We start from the raw sequence: 15,875 nt of genomic DNA, 5'->3' as shown, positions 1-15,875 counted from the left end.
GGAAACGCCCGGTTACATTCCGAACCCGGAAGCTAAGCCTCACAGCGCCGATGGTACTGCAGGGGGGACCCTGTGGGAGAGTAGGACGCCGCCGAACAAATTTTCTGGAAGAGCCCCCGCCGGGTAATCGGTCGGGGGCTTTTCTGTTGTAAGGTCGACGTGAAAAGTTGCCATACGTGACAGGAGGCCCCCCGGGTGGAGGTCCAGGAGACGCGGGTCCAGACCGATCGCGTCCTCACCATCCCCAACCTGCTGAGCATGGGCCGGCTGGTCGGTGTTCCGCTGTTCCTCTGGCTGATCCTCTGGCCGGTGTTCGACGGTCCGAACAACGACGGGTGGGCGTTGCTGATCCTGATGCTCAGTGGCATCAGTGATTACCTGGACGGGAAACTCGCGCGCAGGTGGGGGCAGATCAGCCGGGTGGGGCAGCTGCTCGACCCGCTGGCGGACCGGCTCTATGTGCTTTCCACCCTGGTCGGCCTGACCTGGCGTGAGATCCTGCCGTGGTGGCTGACGGCGATCCTGTTGGCACGCGAGGTGTTTATCGCGGGGCTGCTGCCGATTCTCAACCGGCACGGCTACGGGCCGTTGCAGGTGAGTTTCCTGGGGAAGGCCGCGACGTTCAATCTGATGTACGCGTTTCCGCTTCTGCTGCTCGGCTCCGGGCACAGCTGGATCGCCCGGCCGGCCGAGATCGTGAGCTGGGCGTTCATCTGGTGGGGTGCCACGCTGTACTGGTGGGCTGCCATTCTTTACGCGGTCCAGGTGCGACAGATCGTCCGCGGTGGCTCGGCCTCGTCGCCGTCCACGGTCTGAGACGCGATCTGAGAGAAGTCCCACGTCGCCACGGTGCGTCGGACGATATCTTCCGGGTAGACCTCCCTCTGGAACGGTTTGATGGACCTGACCGGTCCACCACCGCGAAGGAGGACGCACCCGTAATGAAAGCCGTTGTTATGGCAGGGGGCGAAGGCACTCGACTTCGCCCGATGACCTCCAGCATGCCGAAGCCTCTGCTCCCGGTCGCCAATATGCCGATCATGGAGCACGTGCTTCGGCTGCTGAAGCGGCACGGTCTCTCCGACACCGTCGTGACCGTCCAGTTCCTGGCCTCACTGGTGAAGAACTACTTCGGTGACGGCGAAGAGCTGGGCATGCATCTCACCTATGCGAACGAGGAGACCCCACTCGGCACTGCGGGGAGTGTCAAGAACGCCGAGGACGCCCTCAAGGACGACTCCTTTCTGGTGATCTCCGGCGACGCTTTGACCGACTTCAACCTCTCGGAATTGATCGAGTTCCACCGCAGCAAGAACGCATTGGTCACTGTCTGTCTCACCAGGGTGCCGAATCCCCTGGAGTTCGGTATCACGATCACCGACGACGAGGGCCGGGTCGAGCGCTTCCTGGAGAAGCCGACCTGGGGCCAGGTCTTCTCGGACACGGTGAACACCGGTATCTATGTGATGGAGCCCGAGGTCTTCGACTACGTCGCGGCCGGCGAGTCGGTGGACTGGTCGAGCGACGTGTTCCCGCAGTTGCTCAAGGAGGGCAAGCGGGTCTACGGCTATGTGGCCGAGGGCTACTGGGAGGACGTGGGCACCCACGAGAGCTACGGCAAGGCCCAGGCGGACGTCCTGGACGGCAAGGTCGAGGTCGAGCTCGACGGTTTCGAGATCTCGCCGGGCGTCTGGGTGGCCGAGGGGGCCGAGGTGGACCCGGAGGCGATTCTCCGCGGTCCGCTGTACATCGGTGACTACGCCAAGGTCGAGGCGGGCGTCGAGATCCGCGAGCACACCGTGCTCGGCAGCAACGTCGTGGTCAAACGCGGCGCCTTCCTCCACAAGGCGGTCGTGCACGACAACGTCTACATCGGGCCGCAGAGCAATCTGCGGGGCTGCGTCGTCGGCAAGAACACCGATGTGATGCGGGCCGCGCGGATCGAGGACGGCGCGGTGATCGGGGACGAGTGCCTGGTCGGCGAGGAGTCGATCATCGGGGCCAACGTCCGGGTCTACCCGTTCAAGACCATCGAGGCCGGAGCGGTCGTCAACACCTCGGTGATCTGGGAGTCCCGCGGGCAGGAGCACCTGTTCGGGGTGCGCGGCGTCTCCGGCATCCTCAACGTCGAGATCACCCCGGAGCTGGCCGTCAGGCTGGCCGGGGCGTACGCGACGACCTTGAAGAAGGGTGCGACCGTCACCATCGCGCGTGACCACTCGCGTGGTGCGCGGGCACTCAAGCGGGCGATGATCTCGGCGTTGCAGACCAGCGCGATCGACGTCCGCGACCTGGAGAACGTGCCGATGCCGGTGGCGCGGCAGCACACCGCGCGGGGCAGTGCCGGCGGGATCTTCCTGCGCACCACCCCCGGGGTGCCGGACTCGCTGGACATCCTGTTCTTCGACGAGCGGGGCGCCGATCTGTCCCAGGCCGGGCAGCGCAAGCTCGACCGGGTCTACGCACGCCAGGAGTACCGGCGCGCGTTCCCGGGGGAGATCGGTGACCTGACCTTCCCGTCGAGCGTCTTCGACGGCTACGCGGGCAATCTGCTGCGGGCCGTGGACACCACGGGCGTGCGGGAGGCCGGTCTGAAGGTGGTGGTCGACACCGCGCACGGCAGCGCGGGGCTCGTTCTGCCGAGCATCCTCGGCCGGCTCGGGGTGGAGGCGCTGACCGTCTCCGGCGGGCTGGACGAGGCACGGCCGACCGAGGACGCCGAGGAGCGGCGGGCCGGGCTGGCCCGGCTCGGCGAGCTGGTCGCGTCCTCGCGCGCCGCCTTCGGCGTGCGGTTCGACCCGGTGGGCGAGCGGGTGGCCTTCGTGGACGAGCTCGGCCGGGTGATCGACGACGACCGGGCGCTGCTGGTCCTGCTGGACCTGGTCGCGGCCGAGCGGCGCAGCGGGCAGGTCGCGCTCCCGGTGACCACGACCCGGATCGCCGAGCAGGTCGCGGCGTACCACGGCACGCAGGTCACCTGGACCACGACGACGCCGGACGACCTGGCCAAGGCGGCCGCCGCCGAGGGCACGGTGTTCGGCGGCGACGGGCGCGGCGGGTTCGTGGTGCCGGAGTTCAGCGGGGTGCTGGACGGGGCCGCGGCCTTCGTCCGGCTGGTCGGCCTGGTGGCCAGGACCCAGCTCACCCTGAGCCAGATCGACGCGCGGATCCCGCAGGCGCACATCCGCCGCCGGGACATCGCGACGCCGTGGGCGGCCAAGGGCATGGTGATGCGCTCGGTGGTCGAGGCGGCCGGTACCCGGCAGCTGGACACCACGGACGGTGTGCGCGTGGTCGAGGCGGACGGGCGGTGGACGCTGGTGCTGCCGGATCCGGCCGAGGCGGTCACCCATCTGTGGGCGGAGGGGCCGGACGACGCGGCGACCGAGGCCCTGCTCGACGAGTGGGCTGCGGTGGTCGACAGCGCCGGGCGCTGAGCCCGCAGCGGGGCGGAGCGGCGGTTGCCGCTCCGCCCCGCTGTCCGTTTCGGGCGGTTGGTCGTGTTCCGCCGTATTTGGAATATTTGCAGGTCAGGGGGCGTGCGCAGGGCCCTCGCGCGACATGGGACGATGGTCGGCATGTCAGCGACGCCGGGGCAGGGTGCCAGCAGTGGACGGTACAACCGTCCCGATGCCTCGATGTCCCTGCTGACCAATGTGATGGACCACAGCCTCGACGAGGGGTACGCCGAGGCGGCCGCCGCGCGGGGCGGGGACGGGCCGTACCGGATACCGGGGACGGTGCGCGGGCTGATCACCCTGGGCGCCGGGCTGGCGCTGGTCGGCGCGGTCATCACGGTCGGGGCGGTGAACGCGCACAAGGCCGAGCCGACGCTGGCCAAGGAGCGCGATGCCCTGATCCACCGGATCAACGACGCCAACGGCTCGGCCGACCACCTCCAGCAGCAGGTCCAGGACCTGCGCCGGAAGGTCGACAGCACCCAGCGGCAGGCGCTCGCCCCGGGGGAGGGCGACCCGGCGGCACTGGCCGGCGGGGTCGGCCTGGCCGAGGTCACCGGCCCGGGTGTGAAGCTGGTGCTGGAGGACGCGGCCGGGACGGGCGCCGGCGGCAACGTCGACCCGCGTGCCGGGCAGGGCTTCTCCAACAGCGGGCGGCTGCGGGACCGGGACCTCCAGCTGGTGGTGAACGGACTCTGGGCCTCGGGCGCGGAGGCGGTCTCCATCAACGGGCAGCGGCTCACCGCGCTCTCGGCGATCCGCGCGGCCGGCGAGGCCGTCCTGGTGGACAACCGGCCGCTGGTGCCGCCGTACACCGTGCAGGCGCTGGGGGACGGGCCGCGACTGCTGGGCGCCTTCGAGAGCGCCATGGCCGGTCAGTACCTGCGGCTGCTGCAGGAGAAGTACGGCATCAAGTCGACCCTGTCGGCCCAGAAGAGCCTGACGCTGCCCGCGGCCGTCGGTGTGAGCCTGCGGACCGCGCAGCCCGCGGTGCCCGAGACCTCGCCGACCGGCGCTCCGACGGGTGGCGCGAGCGGCTCGCCGTCCGGGAGCCCGTCGCCGTCCGCCCCGGCCTCCTCCGGTCCGTCCGCCTCGGGCTCGCCCTCGCCGAAGCCGAGCGGGTCGACCCCCGCCAAGCGCTCACCGAGTACGCCGGCCAGAACCACCACCTCACCGCCCCCGGCGTCCTCACCGCCCGCCAAGGGCTCCCGCCCGTCCACCACGACCACCGGGTCGTCCTCCGCAGCGACTGGAGCAGCTACACCGTGATTGCCGTACTGGGTCTCGTGATCGGCGTCGTCGTCGGACTCTTCGTCCAGCCCGAGGTGCCCGACGCCGTGGTGCCCTATCTCCCGATCGCGGTGGTGGCGGCGCTGGACGCGGTGTTCGGCGGCGTCCGGGCGATGCTGGACGGCATCTTCAACGACAAGGTGTTCATCGTGTCGTTCCTGTCGAACGTGGTGGTGGCGGCGCTGATCGTCTTCCTCGGCGACCAGCTGGGGGTCGGCTCGCAGCTGTCCACCGGTGTGGTCGTCGTCCTCGGCATCCGCATCTTCTCCAACGCGGCCGCGATCAGGCGCCATGTCTTCCGTGCCTGAGCCGGGCCGCGGGCGCGCGGCGGCGGAGGAGGAAGTGGACGGATCGGCGGGAGATGTCGTGCGGGACGAGAAGCAGGGGGAAAGGTCCTCGGACGGGACGGTGACCGTCGGGGTCGAGGGGCCGGTACCAGGACGTCCGATTGGCCGCCCGGCCGGGCCGGTCGAGCGGACCCCCGAGTCCGAGCCCGAGTCCGAGTCCGAGTCCGAGGTCGAGCCCGAGGTCGAGCCGGAGCGCGTCCACGAGCGCGTCCAGGAGCCCGAGCGGGTGCCGGGGCCCGTGACGCGGCCGGTTTCCGGGGCTCCGGTCGGGCACGCCCCCGGGGCGACGCCCGCGCCCGCGCGTGCGCCGGAGACGGCCGCGTGGACGCCCGGCCCGGGTCCGGCGGCGCCGGTGGCACGGCCCGAGCCGAAGGCCGCGCCGCGGCCGGAGCTCCGGCCGGAGTCGAAGGCCGAGCCGAAGCAGGAGCCCGCGTCGAAGCCGGAGCCGAAGCTCCTGCCGACGCTCGCGCCGGAGCTTCTGCCGGTGCCCGCGCCCGAGTCCGCGCCCAGGTCCGCGCCGGAGCCCGAGGACGAGCCCGAGCCCGAGGACGAGCCCGGGTTCGAGGAGGATCCGGAGGAGGTCGAGCCCGCGCCGATGTCGGTGTCCGCGCAGGCGGTGGACCGCCACTCCGGGCGCCGGCGGCTCAAGGCGGCACTGTGGCCGCCGAGGATGTCGCGCGGTCAGCTGGTGGTGGCGGTGCTGCTGTTCGCGCTCGGTCTGGGGCTCGCGATCCAGGTCCGCTCGACCAACGACCATCACAGCCAGCTGCGTGGTGCGCGCCAGGAGGACCTGGTTCGTATCCTCGACGAACTGGACAGCCGTCAGCAGCGTCTCCAGCAGGAGAAGGCGGAGTTGGAGCAGTCCCTGGCCAAGTTGGAGAACAGCTCCAACCAGGCCAAGGAAGCCCAGGAGCAGACCAGGAAGAAGGTGACGGAACTCGGCGTGCTCGCCGGGACCGTCAAGGCCACAGGTCCGGGCATCGTACTGACGGTCGATGATCCCCAAGGGCAGGTGAAGGCAGATATGCTGCTGGACACCCTGCAGGAACTACGAGCGGCGGGGGCGGAGGCGATTCAGATCAACGATGTGCGCGTGGTGGTCAACACCTACTTCACGGACGTGTCCGGCGGCGGTGTGCAGATCGACGGCAAGAAGGTCTCGGCTCCCTACCGCTTCACCGTCGTGGGGAACCCGCAGGACCTCACCCCCGCGCTGAACATCCCGGGGGGTGTCGTCCGTACTCTGGAGAGCCACCAGGCGCGTGCGACGATCTCCCAGCAGCAGAAGGTGGTCGTCGACGCACTCGTCGACTTGAAGACGCCGCAGTACGCCAAGCCGGCTCCGAAGTGACCAGCACACTCGGAGTGCCACTCCCGCCGGCCCGATCCACGACCGGGCCCGCAGCCTGTCCGAGGTTCTCACCCTGCCCCACGGGCGGGTCTGTCACACGCAAGGGGATTCGCCCGTGAGTTTCTTCTCGAAGTTGTTCGGTCGTAACAAGGGCCGCGACGCGGCCGCCGCGGAGGCGCCGACCGCGCTGCACCGCAGGGACGACGAGCCCGGTGTGCCGGGCATGCGCTCCGCCCCGGAGGGCGCGGAGTACGCCGAGCGCCCCATGTTCCGGGACGGTGCCGGGGCCCAGTACGCGGGGAATCAGGCGGGCTACGGCGCGTCGGTTGACCCCTCCGGCGCGCCGCGCATAGGTTTCCCGTCAGCACCCTCAACCTCTGGTGGAGGGTTTGCTCCGGACCCGTACGCCGGGCACAACCCGTCGGGTGTGCCGCGCCAGGAGGCTGTGAACATGGCTGGCCCCACTCCGTGCCCCAGGTGCGGCAACCAGAACCCGGCCTCGGCCCGGTTCTGTTCCAACTGCGGTACGGCGCTGCGCGGTGGGCTGCTGCCCGAGGGATCGGCCGAGACCACCTCGACCATCTCGATCTCCGGCCTGGAGTCGTACGACCCCAACACCACGACCGGGACCGGCACGCCGGCGCTCTCGGCCGAGGTGCTGGCGGCGATCGACGCGCTGCCGCCGGGCTCGGCCCTGCTGATCGTCCAGCGCGGCCCGAACTCCGGCAGCCGCTTCCTGCTGGACTCGGACAAGACCACGGCCGGCCGCCACCCGCAGGGCGACATCTTCCTCGACGACGTCACGGTCTCCCGCAAGCACGTGGAGTTCCGCCGGACGCCGGGCGGCGGCTTCACCGTCGCCGACGTCGGCAGCCTCAACGGCACCTACGTCAACCGGGAGCGGATCGACGAGGTCGGCCTGAACAACGGTGACGAGGTCCAGATCGGGAAGTACCGGCTGGTCTTCTTCGCCAGCCACAACCGGGGGTACTGAAACCAACGTCGGCAGGAGCCCGAGTGAGTACGAACACCCCTTCCTCTCCTCTCGGGGCGGCCACCCCCGCGTCGTCCGGTCCCGCGCCGGACCAGGGCGCGCGGGGCGTGGTCGCGGCCCCCAGGCAGCCGGCCCGTCCGGACCGGCCCGCCGGGCGGCGCCGCGGCGGCGACGAGCTGCTGAGCATCGGTGCGGTGCTGGCCTTCCTGCGTGACGACTTCCCCGAGGTCACCATCTCCAAGATCCGCTTCCTGGAGGCGGAGGGGCTGGTCGAGCCGCAGCGCACACCCTCGGGGTACCGCAAGTTCAGCCCTGCCGACGTCGAGCGGCTGGCCTATGTGCTGCGGATGCAGCGCGACCACTACCTGCCGCTGCGGGTGATCCGCGAGCACCTGGACGCGATCGAGCGCGGCGAGGCCCCGCCCGCGCTGCCCGCCGCGGACACCCGGCCGGGCCCGCTGGAGGAGGCCGACCGCGAGCTGACCGCCGGGGCCGAGGCCGCCACCGGGGTGCGGCTGGGCCGGGCCGAACTGCTGGCGGCCGCCGAGGCGGGCGAGACCGCGCTGGCCGAGTGGGAGGCCTACGGGCTGGTCGCCCCGGGGCCGGACGGCGGGTACGACGGCGAGGCGCTGCAGGTCGCCAGACTGGTCGCGGAGCTCGGCCGGTACGGGCTGGAGCCCCGGCACCTGCGGGCCATGAAGGCCGCCGCGGACCGCGAGATCGCGCTGGTCGAGCAGGTCGTGGCGCCACTGCGCCGGCACCGGAATCCCCAGACCAGGGCACACGCCGAGGCCACCGCCCGGGAGCTGGCGACACTCTCCGTACGGCTGCACGCGGCCATGGTGCAGGCGGGTCTGCGGGCCCGTCCCTAGCGCGCCGGGCCCCGTGCCGGACGGCTGCTCCGGGGTCGCGTCCACCACCCCCGCCGGGGCCCTGACCAGCGCCGTCGGCGCTGCGCTTTCATATCCGGGTCGGGAGCCATAGGGTTGCGTGTGTGAATGAGCTCGACGTCGTGGGTGTCCGGGTGGAGATGCCTTCCAACCAGCCGATCGTGCTGCTCCGCGAGGTCGGGGGCGATCGGTACCTGCCCATCTGGATCGGCCCGGGCGAGGCGACCGCGATCGCCTTCGCCCAACAGGGCATGACGCCGGTGCGCCCGCTGACGCACGACCTCTTCAAGGACGTCCTGGAAGCCCTCGGCCAGCAGCTCACCGAGGTCCGGATCACCGACCTCCGCGAGGGTGTCTTCTACGCCGAGCTGGTCTTCGCCGGCGGGGTGGAGGTGAGCGCCCGGCCGTCCGACGCGATAGCGCTGGCGCTGCGCACCGGGACGCCGATCTACGGGAGCGAGGAGGTGCTCGCCGAGGCGGGCATCGCGATCCCGGACGAGCAGGAGGACGAGGTCGAGAAGTTCCGCGAGTTCCTGGACCAGGTCTCGCCGGAGGACTTCGGCGGCAGCGGCCCGCAGTAGTCCCGCCGCCGCCCCGCAGGGGCCCCGGGGCGGCTCGACGGTGACCCGACGGCGGTCGCCCGCGCCCGTGCTTCGGGCTCGCGGGCGCTGGCCGTTTTGCCAAAAAACGCGCACCTACCCACACTGGGGGCACGAAAAACCACCCTCCTGAGTGATGTGGTCTGTTCGGCCCGGCGTGGCGATCGTTGACGGGCCATAGGGGACTGCCTACCGTCAGGAGAGGCTGCCCGGGTGTCCGACGCCCGCGGCCCGGTTTGCCCGCAGCACGAGTGGACGGAGGTAGGCATGACCGGCACTGGCGACGAAGTGGCCACGGGAGGCCTGTGCACCGTGCACCTGCCGCGCACCGCCCGCACCGTGACCGAACTGCCCCGGACGGAAGTGCCGAGGGTGGGCCGGTTCCCGGCCGTGCAGCCCGGCCAGCCGGCGATCGAGCGGTTCTCGCCGACCTCGGAGCTGATCGGCTACCGCGGGCCGACCGCCTGCACGGCGGCCGGCATCACCTACCGCCAGCTGGACTACTGGGCCCGCACCGGGCTGCTGGAGCCGAGCGTGCGCTCGGTGTACCCCGCGAGCAGCCAGCGGCTCTACAGCTTCCGCGACATCCTGCTGCTGAGGATCGTCAAGCGGCTGCTGGACGCCGGGGTCTCGCTGCAGAACATCCGGGTGGCGGTCGCCCATCTGCAGGCCGCCGCCGAGGTCGCCGACCTGACCGGGACGACCCTGATGTGCGACGGCGCGACGGTGTACGAGTGCACGACGCCCCAGCAGGTGGTCGACCTGATGAAGGGCGGCCAGGGGGTGTTCGGCATCGCGGTCGGCGCGGTCTGGCGGGAGCTGGAGCTGACCCTGGTCCGGCTGCACGCCGAGCGGACCGACACCGGCGAGACGGTGGTCGGCCACGATCCGGCGGACGAGCTGGCGCAGCGGCGCAACCGCGCGGTCTAGGGCCTCTCCCGCGCGAGGCGGGAACTTCGGAACGACGCCGTGGGCCCGGACGGGGAACCGTCCGGGCCCACGGCGTCGTCGTGCCCGGTGAGCCGAGACGAGGGAGGGCACGTGCGGTTCGGTTCCGGAATCCCCGGGCTGGTGGCGCGCAGGGCGGTGGGCCTCGGCCGGCGGCTGCGCCGACGGCCCACCCAGCGGCGGCTGTTCCAGCTGGTGACGCTCGGCTGCTCACTGGCGCTCGCGCCGAGCGCCTGGCTCTGGATCTCGGCCGGCGACCGGGTGGGGACGGTGGCGACCGCGCCCTCGGCGCCGGTGGCGGTGGTGTTCGGCGCCGGGCTGTTCGACGGGAAGCCCTCGCCCTACCTGGCGCACCGTCTGGACGCGGCGGTGGAGCTGTACCAGCGGCAGAAGGTCCGGGCGATCCTGGTGACCGGTGACAACGGCCGGACCAGCTACGACGAGACCGACGCGATGCGCCGGTACCTGGTCGAGCACGGGGTGCCGGAGGTGCGGGTGGTCGGCGACTACGCGGGCTTCGACACCTGGGACTCCTGCACCCGGGCGCACCGGATCTTCGGGGTGGACCGGGCGGTGCTGGTGAGTCAGGACTTCCACGTCCGCCGGGCGCTGGCGCTGTGCGAGGCGGCGGGGATCGAGTCGTACGCGGTGGGTGTGCCGGAGGTCAAGGACCTCACCTGGCTGTACGGCGGCTTCCGGGAGGTCCCGGGGGCCGGCAAGGCGCTGCTGAACGCCTGGCTGCGGCCGGACCCGCTGTTCCTCGGGCCGCGCGAGCAGGGCATACCGAAGGCGCTGGCGGACGCGGGAGCGGTCGGCGAGGGCGGCGGCTCCGGTGGCGGCGCGGTAGGTGGAGCGGCAAGTGGCGCGGGCGGCGGCGCAGGGGTGCGCTGACCCCGGCGACCCCCGGCGGCCGGGTTCGGACACGTTGTCGGACCCGTGCGGGATGATCGGCGGGTGCGGTCACTGCCGAGCATCATCCACCTCGACATGGACGCCTTCTTCGCGGCGGTGGAGCAGGCGTCCAAGCCGAGCCTGCGCGGCAAGCCGGTGATCGTCGGCGGGCTCGGTGGGCGCGGGGTGGTGTCGACCGCGTCCTACGAGGCGCGGAAGTTCGGGGTCCACTCGGCCATGCCGATGGCGCAGGCGCGCCGGCTCTGTCCGAACGCGGCCTTCCTGGCCGGCCGGTTCGAGGCGTACCGGCGGGCGAGCGGGCTGGTGATGGGGCTGCTGCGGGAGCTGTCGCCGCTGGTGCAGCCGCTCAGCCTGGACGAGGCCTTCGTGGACCTGGAGGCCGGTCCGTACGGGCCCGTGCTCGCCGAGGCGGAGCACGGGACGGGGGAGCGGCTGCTGCTGGCCCTGGCCGAGGACCTGCGCGCGGACATCGTGGAGCGGACCGGGCTGACCGCCTCGGTCGGGGTGGCCGGGTCGAAGCTGATGGCCAAGATCGCCTCCGAGCAGGCCAAGCCGGACGGCCTGGTGCTGATCGAGCCGGGGCAGGAGCGCGCGGTGCTCGGGCCGATGCCGGTGCGGGCGCTGCCCGGGATCGGCCCGGCCACCGAGCAGGTGCTGCGACGGGCCGGGCTGAACACGGTGGCGGAGCTCGCGGAGGCGGGCGAGGCGGAGCTGGTGCAGCTGCTGGGGAAGGCGCACGGCCTCGGCGTCCACGCCATGTCCATAGGGCTGGACGACCGGCCGGTGGTGGCGGACCAGGACGCCAAGTCGGTGTCGGTGGAGGACACCTTCGAGGTCGACCTGGCCGACCGGGACCGGGTGCTGCGCGAGGTGGAGGCGCTGGCGCTGCGCTGTGTGCGGCGGCTGCGCGGGGCCGGGCGCTCGGGGCGGACGGTGGTGCTGAAGGTGCGGCGGTTCGACTTCTCGACGCTGACCCGTTCGGAGACGCTGCGGGGGCCGACGGACGACGAGGCGGTGGTCGTCGAGACGGCGCGACGGCTGGCCTCGCAGGTGGACATCACCGGCGGGGTGCGGCTGCTGGGCGTCGGGGTGGCGCAGTTGGCCGACTACACCCAGGAGGACCTCTTCGCGCAGGCCGTCCGGGAGGAGGCGGCGGCCGGGGCGGAGGCCGGGGCGGGCGTGGCGGAGGAGCCGGAGCCGGTCGAGGAGCAGGCGGCGCCGGTGCGCCGCTGGCTGCCCGGGCAGGACGTGCGGCACGCCGAGCACGGGCCGGGGTGGGTGCAGGGCAGCGGGGTGGGGCGGGTGACGGTGCGGTTCGAGACGCCGTGGAGCGGGCCGGGCCGGGTGCGGACGTTCCGGATCGACGATCCGGCGCTGGAGCCGGCCCGGCCGCTGCCGCTGCGTCAGGGGTGGCCCGGGGTCGAGGACGGGGACGAGGACGAAGCGGGGGCGGAGGGCGTCGGGGACGGTCCGGGGGAGGGCTGAGCGGCTCGCTCGCCGGGTGCGGGAACGAAGCGGCCCCACCCGGCGGGGGAGCCGGGTGGGGCCGCTTCGGGTCCGGGCCGTGGACGGTCGCGATGCCCTCGGCGACCGTCCTGGTCCGGGCCCCGCGCCCTGTCCCTGGGCGCGGGGCGGGACGCCTCGTCAGGCGTCGGTCTTGACCGGCTCGCGGCCGGAGGAGAGGTCCGCCGTCGTGTTGCCGGAGGCCACCGCGGTGGTCGGCCGGACGGTGCGGATCAGGAACGGGACGGCGCCGGCCACGATGCAGACCACGGCGGCGGTCCAGAACGCGTGCTTGTACGCGTCCAGGGTGGGCAGCGCGATCGGGATCGGCAGCTTCATGGTGTCGCCGGTGAGGATGGCGGCCATGACGGCGGTGCCGATCGCGCCGCCGACGGTGCGCAGCACGGCGTTCATGCCGTTGGCGATGCCGCTCTGCTCGACCGGGACGGCGCCGTTGATGTAGGCGGGCATCGCCGAGAAGGCGAGGCCGATGCCGAGGCCGAAGATGGCCGAAGAGAGGTAGATGTCGCCCTCGTGGCTGTGCCGCAGGGCCAGGTAGGCCATCGCGACGGCGCCGAGGACGCCACCGAGGACCAGCGGCAGGCGCGGGCCGCGGCGGGCGATCAGCATGGCGCCGAGCGGGGCGGCGACCATCGAGCCGAGGGCGGAGGGCAGCAGCATGACACCGGCGTGCAGCACGGTGGCGGTGAAGCCGTAGTGGGCGAACTTCTCCGGGGTCTGGGCGAAGTTGCTGATCACCATGAACGAGCCGTACATGCCGAAGCCGATGAGCAGGCCGGCGAGGTTGGTGAAGGCGACGGCCGGGCGGGACATCATCTTCATGTCGACCAGCGGGTGCTTGACCTTGACCTCGATGACGCCCCAGAGCAGGGCGACCACGGCGGCGACGGCGAACAGGCCGAGGGTCTTGGTGGAGGTCCAGCCCCAGTGGTTGCCCTGGCTGACCGCGACCAGCAGGGCGGAGAGCCAGCCGGCCAGGGTGATGGCGCCGAGCGGGTCGGCGCCGCCCTCCTTGTCGGTGACCGGGTCGCTGGGCACCCGGAAGGCGACCAGGGCGATCGCGAGCAGGCCGAAGGCCAGGCCCATCCAGAAGATCGACTTGTAGCTCCAGTGCTCCAGCAGCAGGCCGGTGGCGACCAGGCCGAGGCCGCTGCCGACGCCCATCGAGGCGCTGATGGCGGCGACGCCGCCGGTCACCTTCTGCTTGGGCAGCTCGTCGCGGACGATGCTGATGGCCAGCGGGAGCACGCCACCGCCGGCGCCCTGGAGCACGCGGGCGACGACCAGCCAGGTGAAGGAGTGGGTCGAGACGGCGAGCGCGGAGCCCGCGACCAGGCCGGTGAGCGAGATCAGCAGCATCGGCTTGCGGCCGCGCAGGTCGCCGAAGCGGCCGAGCAACGGGGTGAGCACGGCGGCGGACAGCAGATTGGCCGTCATCAGCCAGGTGATGCTGGAGCCGGAGACGCTCAGTTCCTTGGCGAGCGAGGGCAGGATCGGAACGACCGCGGTCTGCACCACGCTGAACGACAGCATCGCCAGGATGAGGGCCGGCAGGACCCGGGCGCTGCTCTGCTTCTCGGTCGTGGTGGTGGGCTGTGGTGCCTCACTCACGGTTGCTTCCTCTCGTACATAGTGAATGAACTGAAGTAACCATGCAGGGAGATACTTCAGTGTGTCAAATATTCATTGGTTAAGCCTTGGCAAAAAGGAAAGACCCCGGCCATGATCGGCCGGGGTCCTGGCGTTCCGGTGGGTCAGGCGAGCGGCCGCAGCGGAGCCGGGCGGGCCTGGTCCTCGACCGCCGGGTGGGCGGCCTGACGGGCCGGCGCGTGCGCGGCGGACGGCGCCGGAGTCGACGCGGCCGCGGTGTTGTCGTGGACCTCGACGTGCTCGCGGCGCAGCTCGTCCCGGACCACCTCCTCGGCGGTGTACCGCTCGACCACCAGCCGGACCCGCTCGATCGGCGCCAGGTACTTGCGGACCACCGGACGCTCCTCGCGAAGGGTCACCTCCTCCACCGCCTCGGCGATCTCCTTCTCGCTGAGAGCGGCCCGCTCCGCGTCCCCGACCGGCATCCGCTCGACCCGGACCCGCTCGCGGACCACCGCGACCCGCCGCTCCACCGGCTCGCTGGTGACGTACTTGCGCAGCTTGGCGGTGCCCAGCACATGCCACTCGGTGGTGATGTCCAGGCGCTCCTCGCGGCAGGTGATCTCCACCGGGCCGCTGGGGGAGGAGGCGGCGGGGCCGCCCTCGGGCTGCGCGCTGCCCGCGGCGGGCGTCGCGGCCGCGCCGGCCGGGGCGACCGACGGGGCCGCCGGGGTGTGCGGACGCGGTTCGGCGGCCTGCTGCGGCGCGGAGGGTGTCGTGGTGGTGGGCAGGGGCGTGGCGAGGGTCCGCACGGGGGCCTCCGGGGCGGGGTCGGACGGCTTGCCGAGGTCGGCGGCCGGGCTCGGGACGGGAGTGGGGGACTGGTGGAGGCCGAGCGGCTTGGCCGGATGCGCGGTGCCCGTGCCGTTGGTCGTGCCGATGCCATTGGTCGTGCCGATGCCATTGGTGGTGCCGGTGGCGGTACCGGTGGCGTTGGCGTTGGCGTTGGTGGTGCCCGTGGCGTTGGCGGCGGCCGCGCCCACCGCGGCCGTGCCGGCTGCCGTGCCCCGGTCGGCGGTGGTGCCGAAGTCGAGGTCGGCCGGTTCCGAGCCCGAGCCGTCACCCGCCGACGGCCGGCCGTCCACCGGGGTGTCCAGCCCGTAGTAGCGGTAGAGCTGGAGCTCCTGGGCGGGCGACAGGTGCTGGCCGACGCCGAAGTCCGGTGATTCCTTCACCAGGGACTTGTCGTACGGCACCCTCAGCTCGTCGCCGGAGAACTCGCTCGTGGTCAGGGGGACGAAGGCGTCCCGGCCGAAGATGCCGGTCCGCACGGCCGCCCACTCGGGTCGGCCGGTGGCGTCGTCGAGATACACCTCGTCGATGGTGCCGATCTTGTCCCCGTTGCGGTCGACCGCCTTGTGGCCGATGAGGTCCCGGGGGTCGATGTCGGTCTGCACTCTTTCCTCCAGTGCGGTGATCCTGCGGAACTCCCGCAGGACGACGGCCGGCCCGCCCGCCCGGTCCGCCACTTCACACCAAAAGCCATGAACCGGACCCGCGCGACCGGGGCGGGGCCGGACGGGCGCGGCGCTGAGCCGTCCGGGGCAGGCCGGGCGAGCGGGCCCCGGCGGCGAAGTGACCGGACGCACCCGTGATCGTCGGCCCTCCCGCTGGTACCCTGGGCGCGACCGCCGAGCCCGCGCGGGAGAGTCCCCGGCAGTGGAAACCGCTGGTCGGGGCGCCGAAGGAGCAACTCCTCCCCGGAATCTCTCAGGCATCCGTACCGTGCGGGATAGGTCACTCTGGAAAGCAGGGCAGGAACGCGGGCGAGGGAGCCGGCGGACCCCACCCTCACCGACGGTGCAAGCCGGCGGGGCGTCCCACGGCGCCTCCGCGCGGGCGAAGCTCTCAGGTCCCGATGACAGAGGGGGAGGCCTGTCGGGTTCGTCCGACCGGGTCCTCCGCTGTTGTC

General features: G+C 72.2%; 13 protein-coding genes, 1 rRNA gene and 1 riboswitch. Of the genes, 12 read left to right on the top strand and 2 right to left on the bottom strand.

What is annotated here, in order from left to right:
- The 12 genes from rrf to IF01_RS0136270 all read left to right on the top strand — a co-directional run.
- Positions 1-97 (top strand): 5S ribosomal RNA (gene rrf, locus IF01_RS44610); the annotation flags it as partial.
- 98 nt (positions 98-195) lie between these two features.
- Positions 196-816 carry a cardiolipin synthase ClsA gene (clsA, locus tag IF01_RS0136320; RefSeq protein ID WP_030397903.1) on the top strand — a complete coding sequence of 207 codons (621 nt, stop codon included), beginning with the start codon at positions 196-198 and terminating at the stop codon, positions 814-816.
- 125 nt (positions 817-941) lie between these two features.
- A complete protein-coding gene (locus IF01_RS0136315) occupies positions 942-3,437 on the top strand; it encodes a sugar phosphate nucleotidyltransferase (RefSeq protein WP_030397902.1) in 2,496 nt (831 codons plus the stop codon).
- 141 nt (positions 3,438-3,578) lie between these two features.
- Positions 3,579-4,727: a DUF881 domain-containing protein gene (locus IF01_RS42840; RefSeq protein WP_078880624.1), complete on the top strand. Its 1,149-nt coding sequence runs from the start codon at positions 3,579-3,581 to the stop codon at positions 4,725-4,727.
- The gene (locus tag IF01_RS0136305) at positions 4,724-5,056 is read left to right on the top strand and encodes a small basic family protein (RefSeq protein WP_030062488.1); all 333 of its coding nucleotides are present in this window, start codon (positions 4,724-4,726) and stop codon (positions 5,054-5,056) included. The genes IF01_RS42840 and IF01_RS0136305 overlap by 4 nt, the downstream gene beginning before the upstream one ends.
- Before the next feature lie 391 nt (positions 5,057-5,447).
- Positions 5,448-6,446: a DUF881 domain-containing protein gene (locus IF01_RS49435; protein WP_244215731.1), complete on the top strand. Its 999-nt coding sequence runs from the start codon at positions 5,448-5,450 to the stop codon at positions 6,444-6,446.
- A gap of 451 nt (positions 6,447-6,897) precedes the next feature.
- A complete protein-coding gene (locus IF01_RS51455) occupies positions 6,898-7,440 on the top strand; it encodes a double zinc ribbon and FHA domain-containing protein (RefSeq protein WP_030397899.1) in 543 nt (180 codons plus the stop codon).
- 179 nt (positions 7,441-7,619) lie between these two features.
- Positions 7,620-8,312, top strand: a complete 693-nt coding sequence (gene ftsR, locus IF01_RS0136290) for a transcriptional regulator FtsR (protein ID WP_037782528.1) — start codon at positions 7,620-7,622, stop codon at positions 8,310-8,312.
- A gap of 122 nt (positions 8,313-8,434) precedes the next feature.
- Positions 8,435-8,911, top strand: coding sequence for a bifunctional nuclease family protein (locus tag IF01_RS0136285; RefSeq protein ID WP_030303568.1), 477 nt, complete (start codon positions 8,435-8,437; stop codon positions 8,909-8,911).
- 285 nt (positions 8,912-9,196) lie between these two features.
- Complete coding sequence (locus IF01_RS0136280) at positions 9,197-9,859, top strand: MerR family transcriptional regulator (RefSeq protein ID WP_078880619.1); 663 nt, start codon at positions 9,197-9,199, stop codon at positions 9,857-9,859.
- A 141-nt stretch (positions 9,860-10,000) separates the two neighbouring features.
- Entirely contained in the window at positions 10,001-10,768 is a 768-nt protein-coding gene (locus IF01_RS0136275; protein ID WP_208624394.1) for a SanA/YdcF family protein, read from the top strand.
- Positions 10,769-10,831: 63 nt separating this feature from the next.
- Positions 10,832-12,274, top strand: a complete 1,443-nt coding sequence (locus IF01_RS0136270; RefSeq protein ID WP_078880617.1) for a DNA polymerase IV — start codon at positions 10,832-10,834, stop codon at positions 12,272-12,274.
- 159 nt (positions 12,275-12,433) lie between these two features.
- Here IF01_RS0136270 and IF01_RS0136265 read toward each other — a convergent pair whose 3' ends face one another.
- The gene (locus IF01_RS0136265; protein ID WP_078880616.1) at positions 12,434-13,924 is read right to left on the bottom strand and encodes an MFS transporter; all 1,491 of its coding nucleotides are present in this window, start codon (positions 13,922-13,924) and stop codon (positions 12,434-12,436) included.
- Positions 13,925-14,067: 143 nt separating this feature from the next.
- The gene (locus tag IF01_RS47140; protein WP_094745728.1) at positions 14,068-15,432 is read right to left on the bottom strand and encodes a PRC and DUF2382 domain-containing protein; all 1,365 of its coding nucleotides are present in this window, start codon (positions 15,430-15,432) and stop codon (positions 14,068-14,070) included.
- 163 nt (positions 15,433-15,595) lie between these two features.
- Positions 15,596-15,699: riboswitch (glycine riboswitch) on the top strand.
- Positions 15,700-15,875: the final 176 nt, after the last annotated feature.

Source organism: Kitasatospora purpeofusca, from assembly GCF_000718025.1.
GTDB lineage: Bacteria > Actinomycetota > Actinomycetes > Streptomycetales > Streptomycetaceae > Kitasatospora > Kitasatospora purpeofusca.
Note: the sequence above shows the minus strand (reverse complement) of the source record. Positions and strands in the feature narration are given on the sequence as shown.

Coding starts and splice junctions, on each gene's coding strand:
- IF01_RS0136315 (WP_030397902.1), top strand. CDS start 942: ATGAAAGCCGTTGTTATGGCAGGGGGCGAAGGCACTCGACTTCGCCCG.
- IF01_RS0136280 (WP_078880619.1), top strand. CDS start 9,197: ATGACCGGCACTGGCGACGAAGTGGCCACGGGAGGCCTGTGCACCGTG.
- IF01_RS51455 (WP_030397899.1), top strand. CDS start 6,898: ATGGCTGGCCCCACTCCGTGCCCCAGGTGCGGCAACCAGAACCCGGCC.
- IF01_RS42840 (WP_078880624.1), top strand. CDS start 3,579: ATGTCAGCGACGCCGGGGCAGGGTGCCAGCAGTGGACGGTACAACCGT.